This is a genomic window from Sphingobacterium sp. FBM7-1 (genome assembly GCF_020687765.1).
Taxonomy (GTDB): Bacteria; Bacteroidota; Bacteroidia; order Sphingobacteriales; family Sphingobacteriaceae; genus Sphingobacterium.
Genome location: NZ_JAJEWJ010000003.1, coordinates 206,233 through 225,094 on the forward strand (window position 1 = coordinate 206,233; position 18,862 = coordinate 225,094).

14 protein-coding genes and 1 tRNA gene are annotated in these 18,862 nt (G+C 42.2%); 9 read left to right on the forward strand and 6 right to left on the reverse strand.

Going from position 1 to position 18,862, the window contains the following annotated elements; genetic code table 11:
• Nucleotides 1–31: 31 nt before the first annotated feature.
• Nucleotides 32–1,414 (forward strand): LutB/LldF family L-lactate oxidation iron-sulfur protein, encoded by a 1,383-nt coding sequence (locus LKO28_RS07635; protein ID WP_227694204.1) that lies wholly within the window; start codon nucleotides 32–34, stop codon nucleotides 1,412–1,414.
• A gap of 45 nt (nucleotides 1,415–1,459) precedes the next feature.
• On the opposite strand, the gene priA is transcribed toward LKO28_RS07635, so the two are convergent.
• Both priA and LKO28_RS07645 read right to left on the reverse strand, forming a co-directional pair.
• Nucleotides 1,460–3,940, reverse strand: coding sequence for a primosomal protein N' (priA, locus tag LKO28_RS07640; protein ID WP_227694206.1), 2,481 nt, complete (start codon nucleotides 3,938–3,940; stop codon nucleotides 1,460–1,462).
• Between the two features lie 454 nt (nucleotides 3,941–4,394).
• A complete protein-coding gene (locus LKO28_RS07645; RefSeq protein WP_227694208.1) occupies nucleotides 4,395–4,784 on the reverse strand; it encodes a DUF423 domain-containing protein in 390 nt (129 codons plus the stop codon).
• 211 nt (nucleotides 4,785–4,995) lie between these two features.
• Between LKO28_RS07645 and LKO28_RS07650 the strand changes: the two genes are divergently transcribed.
• From LKO28_RS07650 to LKO28_RS07675, 6 genes are all read left to right on the forward strand, one after another.
• Nucleotides 4,996–7,617 (forward strand): hypothetical protein, encoded by a 2,622-nt coding sequence (locus LKO28_RS07650; RefSeq protein ID WP_227694210.1) that lies wholly within the window; start codon nucleotides 4,996–4,998, stop codon nucleotides 7,615–7,617.
• 102 nt (nucleotides 7,618–7,719) lie between these two features.
• Nucleotides 7,720–8,730 carry a DHH family phosphoesterase gene (locus LKO28_RS07655; protein ID WP_227694212.1) on the forward strand — a complete coding sequence of 337 codons (1,011 nt, stop codon included), beginning with the start codon at nucleotides 7,720–7,722 and terminating at the stop codon, nucleotides 8,728–8,730.
• Between the two features lie 19 nt (nucleotides 8,731–8,749).
• Nucleotides 8,750–9,712, forward strand: coding sequence for an FKBP-type peptidyl-prolyl cis-trans isomerase (locus LKO28_RS07660; protein ID WP_227694214.1), 963 nt, complete (start codon nucleotides 8,750–8,752; stop codon nucleotides 9,710–9,712).
• Between the two features lie 108 nt (nucleotides 9,713–9,820).
• The gene (locus LKO28_RS07665; RefSeq protein WP_227694216.1) at nucleotides 9,821–10,609 is read left to right on the forward strand and encodes a TatD family hydrolase; all 789 of its coding nucleotides are present in this window, start codon (nucleotides 9,821–9,823) and stop codon (nucleotides 10,607–10,609) included.
• Nucleotides 10,610–10,619: 10 nt separating this feature from the next.
• On the forward strand, nucleotides 10,620–11,642 hold the full coding sequence (locus LKO28_RS07670) for an asparaginase (protein WP_227694218.1): 1,023 nt from the start codon (nucleotides 10,620–10,622) through the stop codon (nucleotides 11,640–11,642).
• Between the two features lie 293 nt (nucleotides 11,643–11,935).
• A complete protein-coding gene (locus tag LKO28_RS07675; protein WP_262906038.1) occupies nucleotides 11,936–12,877 on the forward strand; it encodes a UDP-glucuronic acid decarboxylase family protein in 942 nt (313 codons plus the stop codon).
• A 127-nt stretch (nucleotides 12,878–13,004) separates the two neighbouring features.
• Here the strand turns inward: LKO28_RS07675 and LKO28_RS07680 are convergent, their stop codons facing one another.
• From LKO28_RS07680 to LKO28_RS07690, 3 genes are all read right to left on the reverse strand, one after another.
• Nucleotides 13,005–14,219, reverse strand: coding sequence for a bifunctional 3,4-dihydroxy-2-butanone-4-phosphate synthase/GTP cyclohydrolase II (locus LKO28_RS07680; RefSeq protein ID WP_227694219.1), 1,215 nt, complete (start codon nucleotides 14,217–14,219; stop codon nucleotides 13,005–13,007).
• A gap of 87 nt (nucleotides 14,220–14,306) precedes the next feature.
• Nucleotides 14,307–15,749 (reverse strand): LptF/LptG family permease, encoded by a 1,443-nt coding sequence (locus LKO28_RS07685; protein ID WP_227694220.1) that lies wholly within the window; start codon nucleotides 15,747–15,749, stop codon nucleotides 14,307–14,309.
• Nucleotides 15,750–15,816: 67 nt separating this feature from the next.
• Nucleotides 15,817–16,194, reverse strand: coding sequence for an START-like domain-containing protein (locus tag LKO28_RS07690; RefSeq protein ID WP_227694222.1), 378 nt, complete (start codon nucleotides 16,192–16,194; stop codon nucleotides 15,817–15,819).
• A gap of 222 nt (nucleotides 16,195–16,416) precedes the next feature.
• Here LKO28_RS07690 and LKO28_RS07695 point away from each other — a divergent pair.
• Nucleotides 16,417–16,490, forward strand: a tRNA-Met gene (locus LKO28_RS07695).
• A 205-nt stretch (nucleotides 16,491–16,695) separates the two neighbouring features.
• A complete protein-coding gene (locus LKO28_RS07700; protein ID WP_227694224.1) occupies nucleotides 16,696–18,267 on the forward strand; it encodes a calcineurin-like phosphoesterase C-terminal domain-containing protein in 1,572 nt (523 codons plus the stop codon).
• 45 nt (nucleotides 18,268–18,312) lie between these two features.
• Here LKO28_RS07700 and hemJ read toward each other — a convergent pair whose 3' ends face one another.
• On the reverse strand, nucleotides 18,313–18,858 hold the full coding sequence (gene hemJ, locus LKO28_RS07705) for a protoporphyrinogen oxidase HemJ (RefSeq protein ID WP_227694226.1): 546 nt from the start codon (nucleotides 18,856–18,858) through the stop codon (nucleotides 18,313–18,315).
• Between the last annotated feature and the right edge of the window lie 4 nt (nucleotides 18,859–18,862).

Below are 18,862 nucleotides of genomic sequence, written 5' to 3' on the forward strand. Positions count from 1 at the left end.
GTTTTTTATTCAAAAAGGTTAGCTTTACTTCATGGCGAAAAGCGTTGCAGAGAAGTTTTTAAAAGATAGTGCTGTCAAATCTTTTGACCTAAGTCATCGGGAAATCATCAATAAGAATATTGACAAGTATAATCTTGCGTTTGAACGGGGTAAAAGCAAGTTTTTCGATTTAGAAAACTCCAAAAAGAAGGCGCATCTGCTTAAGTGGAAGACCATCGAAAATCTGGACCGCTACCTTTTAGACTTTGAAAGTAACTTTACGAAAAAGGGTGGACAGATTATCTGGGCCAATGACGCGGCAGAAGCCCGACAGGAAATTTCCAAAATCATGGAACGCCATCACGCGCAATCGGTCGTTAAAGCGAAGTCTATGGCTACGGAGGAAATTGAACTCAACTCCTTCTTAGCAAAAGAAAATATAACGGTTTTTGAAAGTGATTTGGGCGAGTTCATTATTCAATTACTCGATCAGAAGCCCTATCATTTTGTTACACCTGCTATGCACCTGCGTTTAGCGGATATAGCTAAATTATTTCATGAAAAATTTGATACTCCGCTAGATGCTACCGCAGAACAACTCACCATGAAAGCGCGGGAGCTGTTACGGGAAAAATACACTTCGGTGGATGTGGGCATTACGGGAGCAAATTTTCTTATAGCAGATACGGGCAGCATCGCTGTCACGGAGAATGAAGGTAACGCGAGACTTACGACATCCTTTCCGAAGATACATATCGCGGTAGTGGGGATAGAGAAAGTTATTCCGAGTATAGCTGACCTTGACTTATTTTGGCCACTGTTAGCTTCACATGGAACAGGTCAAAACCTTACGGTATACAATACCATATTAAGTGGCCCTCGACAGGATGGAGAAACCGATGGTCCGGAAGAGATGTATGTTATTCTGCTCGATAATGGCAGAACGGACATATTGGCCAAGAAGGACCAACGGCAAGGGCTTTATTGCATTCGCTGTGGGGCGTGTTTAAATGTCTGCCCGATCTACCAAAACATTGGCGGCCACACCTACGAAACTACCTATCAGGGTCCGATCGGATCGCTGATATCCCCCCACCAGCAGGGGATGAAAGAGTTTAAGCATTTGAGTTATGCTTCGTCGCTCTGTGGTAAGTGTACGGAGGTATGTCCTGTAGGTATAGATATTCAAAAAATGCTATTACTCAATCGGCGGGATTCGGTTACGGAAGGTTTCTCCTCCAATATTGAAAAGAAAGCATGGAAGGGGTTCACCTATGCGGTAAAACGCCGCGGCCTTATTGATTTCTTTAACGGAAAAACAAAGAATTTCATCCTACAAAATGTCTTCAAAAAAACTTGGGGTAAGCATCGCGAATTACCAAAACTCGCAAAAAAGTCTTTCGCTAAGCAGTGGAAGGAACAACATAAAGCGTAAGACCACGGGGCTGACCGGTGAATTTTGTTAATGCAGCTGGTTGGCTTAATAAGGGTCTACATCGATAGCAATACGCACGCCTTTATGTTGCTTTTCCATCCCAAATAAGGTTACTGCCTGACGGATCAATTCTTTTACACGCTGGATGCTGACATTCCCACGCTCTATCTTTAAGGTAATGGTTTGAATAAAGTGGTTTCGTATTCGGGAAACGAGAGGTGGCTCTGGCCCTAAGACTCTATCGCCTAACTGCTCTCGGAGCAAATTAGCTAAACGGGTGGCTGCATCATGGGCCTGCTGCCGATCTGTATGGCGGACGTCCAGTTTTATTACCCGATAAAACGGTGGATACAAATAATGTTTGCGTTCCTTAATTTCCGTCATGAACATTGCTTCATAGTCATGTTGTATCACTTGCTCTAGTACCCGATGCTGCGGTGTATGGGTTTGAATAATAACTTTACCCTGCTGCTCGCGGCGACCAGCCCTACCGGCCACCTGTGAAAAAAGGGAAAAGGCACGCTCATAGGCTCGAAAATCTGGAAAATTAATCATGGCATCTGCGTTGATAATACCAATCAGGCTGACCCGACCAAAATCGAGCCCTTTTGCTACCATCTGCGTACCTACTAAAATATCGAACTCGTGTTCGTCAAAGGCGGTGATGACCGTCTCAAACCCATACTTACCTTTGGTGGAATCCAGGTCTAGGCGTCCGATACGTGCTTCTGGCAACAATAATTCCAACTCTTCCTCAACCCGTTCGGTTCCAAACCCCTTGCTTTCAATATGTGACATACCACATGCGGGGCAAACCTGTACGGGAGGCTCTGTATGTCCGCAATAATGGCAATGCAGGTGATTGGTAGCTTTATGATAAGTAAGGCTGACATCACAATTCACACATTTCGCTACCCAGCCGCAGGTATTACACTGTACAAAAGGTGTATGTCCTCGTCTGTTCTGAAAAAGAATAACCTGCTCCTTACGCTCCAATGCCTCTACTATCCCTGTTAATAAAGCGGTGCTGAAGTAGGCAAACATCTGCTCCTTTCGTCCCTCCTCCGCCACGTTTACAAGCTGTATTTCTGGTAACTGCGATGAACCGAAGCGCTCTTTTACGACAACCAAACCATATTTACCGGCCTTGGCGTTATAATAGCTCTCGATAGAAGGTGTAGCCGAACCCAACAGTACTTTTGCTTGCTGTAAATGTGCCAAATAGATAGCAGTATCACGAGCATGGTATCGCGGAGCCGGCTCATACTGCTTGTATGAACTCTCGTGTTCTTCATCAATGACGACCAACCCTAACTTTTGGAACGGCAAAAACACAGAAGAACGAGCGCCTATAATTACTTTGTACTCACCTTTCCGTACTTTATGCCATACTTCGGCTCGCTCGTTATCATTAAACTTCGAATGGTACACCCCGAGTTTATCCCCAAAATGCAGCTTTAATCGATCTGTAATTTGGGTGGTCAATGCAATTTCAGGCAACAGGTATAATGCATTTTTCCCAGCCTTGATAGTCTCTTCTATAAGCCGTATATAAAGTTGCGTTTTTCCGGATGCAGTAACACCATGCAAAAGTACGACGTCTTTCGTGTTAAAACAGGCTGTTATCTCTTCGAATGCTCGCTGCTGTACCGCGTTAAAGACGAAATCGGCTGTTATCTCCACATCTTCCCCTCCTAACCTGGAAACGATTTTCTCCTCGACTACCAACACCCCTTTTTCGATCAGGGAGCCAACTATTGCCGAACTCACTCCCGAAACCTCCATAATATCCTGACGGGTGATATCGCCTCTTGTTTTCTGAAGCTGCATAAAACCCAAAATCGCATCTTGCTGCTTTGGCGCCCGATTTAAAGAATCTAATAAACTACGTTTTCCTTCCGCGTCATTGAATTCCGCAGCGAGTCGTAGGTACGCCTTGCGTTTAGGCACATAGCGATCTTTTATTTCTTCGGATATGATGATATAACCTTGGTCAAATAACTTCTTTAATAGCGGAAAAACTGTCGTTTGCCCCAACAGTTTCGCGATATCGTTTATGGTCAGCTCCCCAGCAACATCTAAGGCCTCCATCACGAGATACCCTTTATCGGATAAGAGCGAACGATCTAAATCCAATTGCTCCGACGCTGTTACTTTTGTTTCGCTAGCCATTTTTAACGCGGCAGGCAGAGCAGCCTGCATGACTTCTCCCAAATAACACATGTAGTATTCGGATATCCAATCCCAAAGCGCCAATTGATGGGCATTCACTATCGGATCTTCGTCGATAACATGAAGGATATACTTCGCTTCATAACGCAACGGTGCTTCGTTCGTAATTTGATGAACGACCCCCGCATAAATTTTATTACGCCCAAATTGTACAATGACACGCTTGCCCACGCATACTTCTCCGTTTAGTTCGAGTGGCACACGATAGGTATAGGTTTTTGCAATGTAGAGCGGTAAGATGACGTCTACAAATAGGGTTTCCCGATCACTATGAAACAAAGAGGTATTTGACATAATTATCTTTCTTTAATTTCTTTTTCCTTGACGAAAAAGAAACAAAAAGTCAAGGCTTGCAAGGTCCCGCTATCTTTACTTGTTTATTCCTAAACAGCATAAACTCGCTTCGCTCAGACAAATGCTGTTTTTAAAGGAATATCCTGCGTAAAGTTGGTCACGGAACAATGCGAGGCCGATTTAGTCCGGCATTACAGCTATTTTTTAATTCTCCACTTTTATTTACGCCATTGCATAGCCCATCCTTTCCCCGCCCCACAATGTCTCCTCTAATCTATCCCCAACACGCTCTTTCAGAGACAGGGAGATTGCACTACCCTTTATTAACATTCCATGTCGCATCCGAATGTTTGAAGCATGTAGAAATCTCCTTTTTGCACAAACCATCATTTTAAACATTCGAAGCGACGAATTTTTTGCTTCTTTTTTATGAAAAAAAGAAGAGACATATATGTTATGACCGATTTCGAACAGCTGCGACAAACAACCCGATCCAACCGACCATAAAACAAAGTCCTCCTAAGGGCGTAACCGGCCCTAACCATGCAAAGCCTTCCAAGCCAAGGAGTGAACGGACACTAAGCAAGTAGAGAGAACCCGAAAACAATAGAATACCGATCGTAAAAGCAATATAAGAAACGCGTATAGAGGCATTTTTAGCCCGAGAAAAGGTGGACAAGAATAATAATGCAAAAGTATGATAGAAATGATACTGATTTGCGGTCTTCCATGTATCCAAGTGGTAGTCACTAATTTTCCCCTCCAAACCATGTGCACCGAATGCGCCTAATATTACAGCAGTCAATCCGAAAAAAGATGCTATCAATATGATTTGTTTATTCATAAAAAAGATCGAATTCTAATGATATTTCTTCTGTGGGTATAAATGTAACAAAATATAACACATCATGTATTTTAAATTTCACAAAACTCTTTTCCGTAAGGGGTAGTACCACCTCCGGAAAAAGACAATAGGATATCGCTAGTTTTATATCGAAATATGCCTAAATACTCTACATTTTACGTAAGTTTGAATCTGTTAGAGGTTGTGCTTGATGAGAAATACGATTATCATTACCATTTTATTATTTGTCGCCGTGATCGGGGCTTCGCTATATTATTTTGCAAATTTAGGTGGCGAAAAAAAAGAAACATTACGTCCGCTTACCTTTCTTCCCAAAGAGACCTTTCTTGTAACCACCGTTCAAAACAATGAGACAACGGACAATATATTTAAGGATTTCGAAATCTTTGGAGCGCTGGTGGGCAAACAAGAATTGGAGCAATGGCAGCATTTAAAAACGAAACTGCTGCGACATACGGCTATACAGCCGTATGTAAACGATGTCGATCTATATGTTTCATTCCATCCCGAAAACGATGCGATCTCTAGCTTGTTTACTGTTCCCAGCTCTTCATCGATCGACCCGGCTACGGTAGAAACCTTTCTAGCTCAGGCTAGCGACACGTATGAAGTAACGCAAAAAGACACTTTAGGAAGCCGTATCTACAGTTTGGACGGGGGAGCGAAAGATTCGATATTCCATATCATCTATCATGAGGACATTTTCTTTGCGTCTTTTTCGAAACATATGCTTTATCAGATTATAGACAAGCGTGTTCCTAAATTAGGTAAGGAAGAGATCGGCTATTTCATAGACAACAATAGTCGAAACTCTCCGCTTAGTGTATATTTTGTCCATGAGCAGATTCCGCGTATTGTAAAACATCTCATGCGCAAAACAGCGGGTAACTTTATTAATCTGTTTGATAACCTGGGTGGGCAATCGACATGGAATTTAAGTTTTAAGAATGACGCACTCATATTAAGCGGCGAAAGTGAAACGGCTCATGATCAAGAAAATTACCTAGAGTTATTCGGCAACCAACAGAAAACCTCCCAAACTTTATATCGTTATTTTCCACAACAGACTGCTTCGTACCTTTCTTTTGCAATCAGCAATCAAGATCGCTTTCAAAAAGACTTACATGCGCTGCTGGAAGTACGTAAGGAGTTGCCGGCATTACAGGCCCAGTTCGCCGCGATTAAAAAAAGTAAAAACATATCATTTGAAGAAGATATACGCCCCGTGTTCGGTAGGGAATTCGCGGTGGTAGAACAAAGTAATCAAACCCAGCTGGGTTTGATTGCTATTGCAGATTCACAAAAACTGGAGCCTCTCCTTTCGGCGCTAGCGACAAACGTTTCGGATTCGATCTATCGATTCGATCATTCCAATATACCTTTTGCCTTATATGGTGATCCGCTCAAACACTTTCAACGACCTTATTTTCTCCGAGTGGAGAACACACTGGTGCTAGCTAACTCGCAAAACCTGTTGGCGGAATATCGGCGCGATTGGCAACGTGCTCATGTCTTGACGAACACCTTAGGTTTTAAAAACTCGGAGCGGATTCAAGGTAACGAAGCCAACATCACTTGTTTTATCCGGACAAGCACTTCGTCATCCATTATCAGCAATCTACTAAAAGCAGATTATCGCGCAAATTTTCGTAATCAAAAGGACTTCGGATATCAGGATTTTTATTCTTGGTCTATACAGATCGCTGGCAATAATGGACATTTCCAATCGAGTATCTATGGTGTATACAAGAGTAAAAATGCTTTAGGAGCCGTTGCCGACTGGGTATACGAATTTAATAACCGACCCATTACTGCGCCGCAAGTTTTTGAACATTCCGATACCAGCCAATTTATACTAATACAAGAGCAGGATCATACGACACACGCTATTAGCCCGTCCGGATCAAAATTGTGGTCTACGGTTTTTCACGGCCGTCTGGTAGGCCAAGCACAACAGCTGGAAGATCGCTCTATAGTCCTCGTAACCGATAGAAATAGGCTCTATCGCTTCGACCCGGACGGAAACTCCTTACCGGGTTTCTCACTAGGCATGGATAATGCACCTACTTACACACCTACAATAGGCCTTATTGACGGCCAACCTTTAATTTTTGTACCCGCAGGTCGTACGTTATTGGTATATACTTTGGATGGCGAAGAGGTGGAAAGCTGGAAAGATAAGAGCCTTAATGGAAAAATATTATTTGATATTAAGATACACAACGATCGGGTTTACGTGGGTACGGAGAATGGACACTTTTACCAGTTCGATGCGCAAGGGAAGCTACTTAAAGAAGAAGTTATTGCGGACAGCCAGTTTGAAAATCCCATTGTCCTTATCAGCCAAGAGCACAATCAGCTTGCGGTATATGCCGTAGATACGGCACAGGTTTCGTTTTCGATGGATTTTTTAACGGAACCAAAAAGCTACAAACTTGAACAGGGATCCAACCGTTCTATTATCTCCTACTTCCCACATATGGATAATACGGCTTCCCGGATGACGATAATCGACAGGAAGCATATGTTGATAAAAAATATACAGGACAGTAGTGCCCTATTTGATTTTACCTTTACGCAAGACATCGCGGACCGCCCGCAATATTTCCCAGTTGCATCAAATAGCTACCTATTAGGTATTGCTTCTCGTAACAATCAGCTTGTTTATCTCTTTGATGAAAAGGGTGCGTTGCATGATGGATTTCCCGTCGAAGCTATGCCGGATTTCTACTACGGTAAAATAGACTACAATAGTGCAAATTATTTACTGTGCGTAAAACGAGATCGAAAATTATATGCTTTTAAACACTAGGACTTCTTTGACTTGGTTTCTTAACATTTTTTAAGAAAGTGTGCGTGGCAAAAATTTCCGCAACCCATAAAATAATGTTAGGTTTGCACACTTATATATTTTATGCTGACAGGAGAGAATAATTTACACTTACTGGCCCAACCTAAGAATATCGTTATCACAACCCATCACAAACCGGATGGAGATGCACTAGGTTCTTCGTTAGGATTATATCATTGGCTAAAAGCCAATGGACATCAAGTGGAAGTCATTCTGTCGTCGGATTTTCCGGACTTTTTGGACTGGATGCCCGGACGCGAAGATGTTATTATCTTCCCCAACGAAACCGAGCGAGCAGAACAACTTCTGGCGCAAGCCGACATTATTTTTTGTTTGGATTACAGTGCCCTTAGCCGTACTAATATTTTAGAACCCATTCTTCGCACTGCCCCTGGCCAGAAATGGATGATTGATCACCATCTGGATCCAGAGGATTTTGCTACGCTTCGTTACTGGGATGCTAACGCGGCAGCAACAGCGCAATTGGTATACTCTTTTATCACGGATATCTGTCGGGATGCAACCGCTATTACTGCGGAGGTTGCGACATGTTTGTATGCTGGTATTATGACCGACACGGGTTCGTTCCGGTTCCGTTCAACGACCGCTGCTGTCCATTTGATTATATCGAAACTCATTGAAGCAGGTGCCAGAAACTGGGAAATCCATGAACAGATATATAACAGTTCTACCGAAAATCGATTGAAATTCTTGGGATATTGTCTATTAAACTGCCTGGAGGTTATCCCTGCCTATAATACAGCCGTTTTTTCCGTTACAAAGGAAGACTTGGAAAAATTCCAAGTAACTACGGGTGACACGGAAGGACTAGTCAATTACGCCCTCTCCGTTAAAGGCATACGATTAGCTGCGTTATTTATTGACAGAACCGAATTAATTAAATTATCTTTGCGATCGACTGGTGAAATTCCATGTAATGAAATCTGCAAAAAACACTTTAATGGAGGAGGACATTTAAATGCGTCTGGCGGTAGTTCTACGGAATCGCTCAGTGAAACAGTAAACAAGTTCAAATCCATATTACCAACATATAAAGAAATATTAACAACATAACTTAAGTGACTATATCAGAATGAAGAAATCAATTTTATTCCTTTCGGCCGCGGTGGGCTTATTAGCTGCAACGAGTTGCCAAAATTTTAAGAAAGGCGACGGTGGTCTTGAATATAACATTGTAAAAGACGCAGGAGCAGAAAAGGCCCAAGCAGGCGATTTATTGTCAGTAGACATGATTGTAACATCGGATCGTAAAGACTCTTTGTTGCAAAGTACTTACGAAATAGGCTTGCCGCAAATCGTGAATATTGCACCAGATTCTATCCCTGGCTTATACGCAGGTGATTATAACTCCATGTTCAAAATGTTAGGGGAAGGCGATAGTGCAGTTTTTCGCTTGAATCTAGATACCATGGCTGCTAAAACGGGACAGCCTAAACCTGAATTCGCGGATAAGTACGCCACCTTTAAAGTAAAAGTAAGAAAGCATTTCAAAAAAGGTGATTTGACGGATTCGGCGTTATATGCACAAATAGACGAGTATTTCAAAGCAGAAATCGAGACGTTGAAACAAGCTGAGGAAGGTAAATTGGCCAACTACGTTTCAAAAAACAAGTTGGATCCTAAGAAAACCGATTCTGGCTTACAATATATCGTAAAAGAAGAGGGTAGCGGAAACAAAGCTGTTGTAGGTGATACAGTAGTGGTTAACTATACAGGTTCCCTAGTGAGCGGAAAAATTTTCGACACAAATGATGCTGAGTTAGCAAAGAAAGAGAACACTTTCAACCCAATGCGTCAATACGAGCCTATTCGTTTCCGTGTGGGTCATGACCCTGTGATTCAGGGCTGGACGGAAGGTTTACAGCTATTAAACAAAGGATCTAAAGCGACGTTATTGGTTCCATCAAGTATCGGTTATGGCGAACGTGGAGGAGGTAGTATTCCACCGTACGCTCCGCTTATATTTGATGTAGAACTCGTGGATATCATACCGGGTCCGGCAGAAACTCCAGCCGATACAGCAGGTGTAAACTAATTTCGAATTAACAAATTAACGATAGAAGCTCCGTGGTTTAAAAAGCCTCGGAGCTTTTTTTTGCCCTCATTAAGGGATTTAGACTGAAAAACCCTAATTTTAGCCGGCATGGAAATACCTTTTACTCCTTATATACTTACAGATACGCATACACACATTTATTATCATGCGACCAAACCTACGTTGGACGAACAGATTCAACGCTGCTTCGATAAACAGATACAGCGCTTATTTTTACCCAACGTTGATACCCAATCCTTTCCTTTCGTTATGGAAACGGCACGCACCTATCCGGCAAACTGCTTCCCCATGCTGGGCTTGCATCCCTGCTCCGTGAAGGAGAACTACAAAGAAGAGCTGGCGCAACTCGAGCTGCTGTTATCGGAACATAAGGTATATGCTATCGGAGAGATCGGTTTGGATCTTTATTGGGATAAAAGCACCTTAGAAATTCAACGGGATGCTTTTCGCATACAGGTGGGATGGGCTAAGGCACTGGGACTTCCGATCGACATTCATTGCCGAGAAGCCTTCGATGAGCTATTTGAACTGTTGGAAGAATTGAAAGACGATAAATTATTCGGAGTTTTGCATTGTTTTACAGGGACGCTTGAGCAGGCAAAACAAGCTATTGATTTAGGGTTTTCGCTAGGTATCGGAGGCGTCGTGACGTTTAAAAAATCGGGACTCGATGCCGTTGTCAAGGAAATCGATCTTCAACATATTGTATTGGAAACAGACGCTCCCTATTTAGCTCCGGTACCCTATCGCGGAAAAGAGAATGAGAGCAGCTATCTCTATTATGTTGCAGAAAAAGTGGCCGATTTGCATCAAATGAACGTATCAGAAGTCGCAAAAATTACCACGGAAAATTCAAAAAAAATATTTGGGATATAACCGACCCTCTATGCAAAATATATTTATTATCTATACTGGCGGGACGATTGGCATGGTAAAGGATGCTGAAACAGGCACCTTTGTTCCCTTCGATTTTGAACTGATTGCGCGAAACCTGCCCGATTTGGAAAGAGTAGACTACAAGTTAACTGTACACTCATTTTCACCTATTATTGACTCCTCCAACATGAATCCCACAATCTGGTTGGAAATGGCGGAAATTATTCGAGATAATCACGATCGTTACGACGGGTTCGTCATTTTGCATGGCTCCGATACGATGTCGTTCTCAGCGTCTATCTTAAGTTTTATGCTGGAAGGACTTCAAAAGCCAGTTATTTTATCCGGTTCCCAGCTACCCATCGGAGAATTTCGGACAGACGCGCGGGAAAACATGATGACGGCGTTGGAAATTGCCTCTGCGAAGGAAAATGGCAAATCGATCGTTCAGGAAGTTTGTATTTTATTTGACAATAAGTTGTTTAGGGGGAACCGTTCGTTTAAATACAACTCGGCAAAGTTTGAAGCGTTCCGTTCGCCTAACTATCCGGTCTTGGCAGAAGCCGGTATACATATCAAATACAACTATGAAGCGCTACTAGACAATACGAATAAGGAGTTTATACTACATACGGAACTAGACAACCGTGTTGGCGTGCTTAAATTATTTCCGGGCATCAGTCCGGCATTTGTTCAATCTATTCTAAGTGCGGATGTCCGGAGTATTGTGATGGAAACCTTTGGCTCGGGGAACACAATGACCGATCAATGGTTTCTGGATATGCTAGCCGACTGCATACAGAAGGGGAAAAATATTGTGGATATTTCGCAATGTAAAGTGGGATCTGTGGAGCTAGGAAGATATGAAACTTCTCAAGGATTGAAGGCATTGGGCGTCCTCAATGGATATGATATGACCTTTGAAGCTGCTGTAACGAAGTTAATTTATCTACAAGGGCAGCTAGCAGACCAAGAAGCCGTTGCTTACTGGATAGAGCAAGATATACGAGGAGAATTGACTGTAAACGACTAAGGAAATTATATCACTACCTATATGGAGTTGAGGCTGATGACAATGTATAAAAGACGAATGGGGCATTTCGGGCATTAACGGATAATGACTCCGAAATGTGGAGAAAGTTACCCCGACAATTCACGAAAAATCTATCCTAAATTTTCAAGAAAGATAGAATCGTTTTACGTCTTGGATATTCAACACCTATATCGATTAATAACAGCAAGTTTTATTTCCTGCTCAAAAAAAGTAGAAAGAATTCCGCTTTAGGTTGAAAATTTCGTTATTATTACTTGATAGAAATGGTCAATATGAATATTACGCGTAAACGTATACTAGTCTCAGGAGGAGCAGGGTTTATTGGTTCTCATCTTTGTGAACGACTTTTGAACGAAGGACATGAGGTACTTTGTCTGGATAACTTCTTTACCGGCGCCAAGGAAAATGTGGTACATTTACTAGAAAATCCTTATTTCGAACTGATACGACATGACATTACGCAACCGTTCTTTGCTGAAGTAGATCAGATTTATAATCTCGCTTGCCCGGCAAGTCCGGTACATTACCAATATAATGCCATTAAAACGATTAAAACATCGGTGATGGGCGCCATTAATATGCTGGGTATGGCTAAACGTGTGAACGCTCGTATTTTACAAGCTTCAACGAGTGAAATATATGGAACTCCCACGGTCCACCCACAGGAAGAGGGTTACTGGGGCAACGTCAACCCTATTGGGATTCGTTCGTGCTATGATGAAGGCAAACGCTGTGCCGAGACACTTTTTATGGATTACCATCGTCAGCATCAAGTAGACATTAAAATCATACGGATATTCAACACGTACGGTCCGCGCATGCATCCGCAAGACGGCCGGGTAGTATCTAACTTTATCGTTCAGGCACTGCGAAACGAGGACATCACCATTTACGGAGATGGAACACAGACACGTAGCTTCCAATATGTAGACGACTTGGTGGATGGCATGGTGCGTATGATGCATTCCCATGCTTTTATCGGCCCTGTTAATATTGGTAATCCGGTTGAATTTACGATGTTGCAACTCGCAGAAAAGGTTATCGAACTTACGCATTCTAAATCAAGTATTAGATTTATGCCGCTTCCCCAAGACGACCCAAAACAACGCCAGCCAAACATTGAATTAGCACAACAGCGATTGAGTTGGACACCGAAAATACAATTAGACGAAGGGCTTCGAAAAACTATTGGTTACTTTGAAAAAATCGTATAAGTATGTCTCGGGCATTCCTAGGAGAGGTTTACGTTCATGCTTACACTATTATACATTTTTTGTCTTAAAAACGGATCCCGCTGGAAAACACAGTTAAAAATAAAAAAGGGCGCAATTGCGCCCTTTTTTATAAGTTTTTCATGATGGAATGCCCCATCCGGTCTCTTTTTGTTTTGAGATACTCCTCGTTATAGGGATTTGCTTCTATCTCAATGGGCACATTATCCACAATTTCTAATCCATACCCCACAAGCCCCGCCCGTTTAGTTGGGTTATTAGACATCAATCGCATTTTGCTAACCCCCATATGTCGCAAAATCTGCGCACCTACACCATAATCCCGTAAATCTGCTTTGAAACCCAGCTGCAAATTAGCATCTACCGTATCCACCCCTGTTTCTTGCAAACGATAGGCATGAAGCTTATTGATCAATCCTATTCCACGACCTTCTTGATTCATATACACAATCACACCTTTACCTTCTTCCTGAATCATCTCCATCGATTTATGAAGCTGTGGCCCGCAGTCACATCTGCACGATCCAAAAATATCTCCCGTCACACAAGAGCTATGGACGCGCACCAAAATGGGGTCATTTTCTTCCCATTCCCCTTTAAATAGGGCAAGATGTTGCTCTCCCGTATTTTTTTGCGTGAATGCTTTCAATTTAAAGTCGCCCCATTGTGTAGGCATGAGAACGGTTTCCTCTTCCTGGATCAGCGAATCGTGTTTCAACCTGTATTCAATTAAATCCTCAATACTGACAATCTTAAGATTAAACCGTTGGGCAACCTGCATCAAGTCTGGAAGACGTGCCATTTCACCATCGTCTTTCAATATTTCGACCAATACACCAGCCGGCTCGAACCCTGCAAGGCGCGATAGATCGACTGCAGCTTCGGTATGCCCCGTACGTCGCAATACACCACCATCCTTCGCAATTAAAGGGAAAATATGACCTGGACGCCCTAATTCTTCAGGCTTAATAGCCGGATCGATCAGTGCTTTGATAGTCTTGGATCTGTCAGACGCAGAAATGCCCGTCGTACAACCATATCCCTGCAAATCGACCGAAACTGTAAAGTTGGTTTCGTATACAGCCGTATTTTGTCCGACCATTAATCCCAGATTCAATTCTTCACAACGTTCTTGGGTTAGTGGAACACATACAAGCCCACGTCCGTGTGTTGCCATGAAATTAATCACTTCAGGTGTAGCGTTCCGAGCAGCGGTTACAAAATCGCCTTCGTTTTCCCGATCTTCATCATCCACCACAATAACCACTTTACCGGCCTTAATATCTTCAATAGCTTCTGCTATCGTATTTAATTTTATGTCCATCTTTGTATGCGCTTAATATGCAAAGGTAGATTTCTTTACCTTGTTTTGTATAACAAACTTGTCAAAATACAGCTGTTATACCTCCATCTATTTAAATTTAGAAACAACCCAATTCCGGATTTTTTCAAATTTCTGTTTATATTGATCTGCATCAAATAAGGCAGAATCCGTCGTCGACTTATAGGTTAAAAATACAGCGAGCGGTGTAAGCACAATAATCGCCATCCACATCCCCAGAAGCGGATCCATACTACCATCTTTTGCTGCTTTTTCGGCCATTGTCGAAATGATGTGATAAATCAGAAAAAAGATAATGGCTACCACTACCGGCAAGCCCAGCCCTCCTTTTCGAATAATCGCGCCCAACGGAGCACCGATAGCAAAAAGCAGCAAACAGGATACTGCTAGTGTAAACTTTCTATGATATTCTATATGATAACGAATATCTCTTTCTGCGAACGATCTATATTCTATATCTTTCATTTCGAGCACACTGCTCATTTGTTGTGCCTGACTTAACGCGTTGCTGAGAATATTCCGACGCTGATCTTCTGGCACATAATCTGTTAGAAAATCACGAACCCCTCCCACAGCAACTTGCTCCACGGTATCGACCCGGTAATACGACGAAAAATAGGAAACATAACTCCGCGTTTCCAGTAGTATCTGTCGGGAAATACTATCCAACTGCAAACGATTAGAGTCTGTGTAGTGTTTCAATTGCTTCAGGTTCAGCATTTGATGATGCGACTTAAACAAGCTCTCGTCTGTCCGTTTCATCTGAAAAGCTTCCATGTCAAACTTTTGCTCAGTTTCAGCAAACCGAAAGCGGGTGAACTGCTGCCTGGGATCGTATCGTTTTGCATTCTTAACGCGGGACTCTTCATAACGAACCCCGTCTTTCAGGCGCAATATCATGTAGTTATTATCTGCAGAATTATGCATAAATCCCTCTTTGGCCAACAAGACATTATTCGCCGTATTGCCCGTACGATGATCGTATATCATCAGGTCGTACAGTATCGTCCCGTCTTCACTCTTGTTCTTCGCTCGAATCGAATAACCTGGAATTGACTTATTAAAGATCCCCGGCTTGATCAAAAAATCTGCTTTTTTATTACGCACATCCCACAATAAGGAACCCATCTTTAGATTGACCACCGGCAGTATATAATCGGAAAATAAAAAAGACCCGCCGGCAAACAGCGTAACGAGAAAAATCAGCGGTGTCATCGCTTTTCTCAAGGAAAAACCAGCCGCCTTGATGGCCACCAATTCGTAGCTTTCACCGAGGTTACCGAAAGTCATAATCGATGACAACAACATAGAAAGTGGCAACGCCATCGAAAGCTGGACGGCACATTGATAGCCAATAAGCTCCATCAACACGTACCATTCAAAACCTTTGCCGATAAGATCGTCGATATACTTAAATAAAAAAAGCATCAATAAGACAAACATCACGATACAAAAACATACCATGAAGGGCCTAATAAATGCTTGTAAAATTAATAAGTGTATCTTCTTCATATCACCTCGTATCGATCATCGAAATACGGATACAAAGATACTGTTTTTTTCGGTAAGTAATCGCTACTTATGCGCCGATGACGCTCTGCAGATAGCCTACGGAATTGTTCCATATCTGCTTTCTATCTTCCAAATTATCCGGCTTTACAAAGTCGGTTACGGCAAGGGCTACGTCGTTCGTTAACTCGTCTTGGATGATTTCGATCTCAAAGTAATAAGGTTCGTCTTCCAGCCATTTAAAACGCACACTTTTATTCTCCTTTATCGATACTAGTTTAGCCCGGTTCATCTCATCATCCCATATGAATTCATAGATTCCGTCCTTGTAGTTAACGTCGTCCGCAAACCATTGGGATAACGCATTCGGTTCATGGATAAAAGGGAACAAAATTCGTGGCGATGAATTTATAATATACTCCAAGTGAATTTCTACTTTATTTTCCATATAGTTTGTTTTGGTAAAGAAGCCAAAGCTATTTTGTCTGTGGGTAAGTATACAATTTTATTTTGTCATTCTAAACAGAACATCCAAATTAATTTTCAGTCATCTTCTAAATAATTCCCAACCTATTTCTCAATCTTATAGTGACTTCCAGCACTTAACGAAAAAAAACATTTTTTACCTTTGGAAATGATGACTTATTACTATATTTGCATCACGAAAAACGGCGGGGTAGCTCAGATGGTTAGAGCGCAGGATTCATAACCCTGAGGTCGGCAGTTCGATCCTGCTCCCCGCTACTACAAAAGCTTCAAGAAAACTTGAAGCTTTTTTTGTTTTTATCGGCCTACCTCACCGATCCGTACGCTGTCCATCCCCCGCGATCCCCGCCCCCAGTATTATTGTCCCTGTACTTCACATCAATTAATACATTCTTAAAAGTACCGCTACAATTTATTAACTTTAAAAAACAACCTTTGCGAAAAGATAATCAATCGTACGAAAATGAATATAAAATTTACTGCCGTAATTGTTGGCCTACTCCTTTCGAGCATGGGCTACGGACAAGACACTGCCCGTGGAATAGTTTATGAAGACAGCAACCAGAATGGCAAAAGAGATGCAAGAGAAAAAGGTGTAGCACAAGTCGCTGTTAGTAACGGCGTCGATGTCGTCCTGACCGACGCCGCTGGAAAATACCAATTACCTGCTCGCGATAACAATATTTTTTTCGTCATCAAACCACAGGGCTACCAGTTTCCAGTGGACGAACATAACAAGCCGCAATTCTATTATATTCATAAACCCGAAGGTTCCCCTGCTTTAAAATATGCGGGCAGCAAACCCACGGGAAAGCTTCCAAAATCTGTCGACTTCGCTTTGCAAAAGAACACCGAGGAACAAGCAGATTTTAGCGCCCTCGTGTTTGGTGACCCCCAAGCCTATAACATGGACGAAATTAATTATTTTGAGCAGGGCATTATCCATGATATAACAGCAACAGAAAAATTCTCATTTGGCCTGAGCTTAGGCGATTTAGTCGGCGACGATTTGGTTTTACACGAGCCTTATATAGAAACCGTCGGCAAGCTCGGACTTCCTTGGTTTAACGTGATGGGAAATCATGACATGAATTTTGATGTAGAAGAAGATATATTATCAGATGAAACATATGAAAAGAACTTCGGACCCAATAACTTCTCTTTTAATTATGGTAATGCCCATTTCATCATCTTGGACGACATTCTATATCCGAATCCTCGCACCGGTAAAGGCTATCTAGGGGGCTTCCGAAAAGACCAACTCGATTTTGTCGAAAATAATTTAAAGTTTGTTCCCAAAGACAAATTAATTGTCCTCGCCTTTCATATCCCCCTATTACACAAAAACTCGAACGTTTTCCGAGGCGAAGACAGACAGCGATTATTTGATTTGCTGGCCGAATACCCACATACACTTTCATTGTCTGCGCACACCCATCTCCAGCGGCATAACTTTTACACAAAAGAAGATGGTTGGAGACAGGAGAAACCACATCATGAATACAATGTAGGTACAACGTCGGGAGATTGGTACTCGGGGCTAAAAAATAAACAAGGCGTACCGACATCGACCATGCGCGACGGAACGCCGAAAGGTTATGCGATATTAAACATCAGCGGCAATACCTATACATTTGACTACAAAGTAGCCGGTAAACCGAATGATTATCAATTAAACATTACCTTTCCTACTGAAGTCTTACAAAAGAACGTTAGAAGACACACACTATACGTGAACTTCTTCATCGGCACACCAAACGATACCGTAGAATATAGCCTGGATGGATCGGAATGGACGAAAATGAACCATACCGTGACGGAAGACCCTAACTATCAGTTTAACGTATTGAAATTTGATAATGCATCCGAACTCATGGACGGGCGCAGGCCATCTGCAGCCACATTATCAACCCATGTGTGGCAAACCAAGCTGCCGACAACATTAAAAGCCGGCCAGTACACCATTCAGGTGCGGGCAACAGATATGTTTGGAAGAACCCACCTACAAACAAAAGAATTAAAAATCGTGGAGTAAGTAAATAGTCTCTATACAAACGAAGAATAACACACTTTATGTGTGCTATTCTTCGTTATGCGTCTTTCTATAGCGCTTATAAAGCTTAATCAGAATCATCAATAATACCGCTAACGATAACAAGCCGACTACGCCATAAATCCAATCGACGGCCGATCTGAAAATCACAAGGAAAACGATCGCAAAAAGAATAATGGTCGAGACCTCGTTCCACAGGCGTAGCTGCGAGGAGGTCCAAGTAGATTTACCTGTCGCGAGCCAATTCATAATCTGCTGGCTTTTGAAATGATAAAACAACAATCCTACCACAAAACCAAGTTTTACATGCATCCACCCTTGGCTTAACAAACCAGGCGATAGGTAAAGCATAAGCAATGCGGTAGCCACCGTAATACACATGGCGGGTGTCGTTATTATCCACCATAATCTCTTTTCCATCACGACAAATTGCTGATGCAAAACCTGATATTCTACCGCTGACTTCTGCTTTGCTTCCGTATGATAAATAAACAGTCGGGGCATATAAAAAAGCCCCGCCATCCAGCAGACCATAAAGATTATATGCAGTGCTTTTGCGTATAGATAAAGCATGTAT

Coding starts and splice junctions, on each gene's coding strand:
- LKO28_RS07635 (WP_227694204.1), top strand. CDS start 32: ATGGCGAAAAGCGTTGCAGAGAAGTTTTTAAAAGATAGTGCTGTCAAA.
- priA (WP_227694206.1), bottom strand. CDS start 3,940: ATGTCAAATACCTCTTTGTTTCATAGTGATCGGGAAACCCTATTTGTA.
- LKO28_RS07645 (WP_227694208.1), bottom strand. CDS start 4,784: ATGAATAAACAAATCATATTGATAGCATCTTTTTTCGGATTGACTGCT.
- LKO28_RS07650 (WP_227694210.1), top strand. CDS start 4,996: ATGAGAAATACGATTATCATTACCATTTTATTATTTGTCGCCGTGATC.
- LKO28_RS07655 (WP_227694212.1), top strand. CDS start 7,720: ATGCTGACAGGAGAGAATAATTTACACTTACTGGCCCAACCTAAGAAT.
- LKO28_RS07660 (WP_227694214.1), top strand. CDS start 8,750: ATGAAGAAATCAATTTTATTCCTTTCGGCCGCGGTGGGCTTATTAGCT.
- LKO28_RS07665 (WP_227694216.1), top strand. CDS start 9,821: ATGGAAATACCTTTTACTCCTTATATACTTACAGATACGCATACACAC.
- LKO28_RS07670 (WP_227694218.1), top strand. CDS start 10,620: ATGCAAAATATATTTATTATCTATACTGGCGGGACGATTGGCATGGTA.
- LKO28_RS07675 (WP_262906038.1), top strand. CDS start 11,936: ATGAATATTACGCGTAAACGTATACTAGTCTCAGGAGGAGCAGGGTTT.
- LKO28_RS07680 (WP_227694219.1), bottom strand. CDS start 14,219: ATGGACATAAAATTAAATACGATAGCAGAAGCTATTGAAGATATTAAG.
- LKO28_RS07685 (WP_227694220.1), bottom strand. CDS start 15,749: ATGAAGAAGATACACTTATTAATTTTACAAGCATTTATTAGGCCCTTC.
- LKO28_RS07690 (WP_227694222.1), bottom strand. CDS start 16,194: ATGGAAAATAAAGTAGAAATTCACTTGGAGTATATTATAAATTCATCG.
- LKO28_RS07700 (WP_227694224.1), top strand. CDS start 16,696: ATGAATATAAAATTTACTGCCGTAATTGTTGGCCTACTCCTTTCGAGC.
- hemJ (WP_227694226.1), bottom strand. CDS start 18,858: ATGCTTTATCTATACGCAAAAGCACTGCATATAATCTTTATGGTCTGC.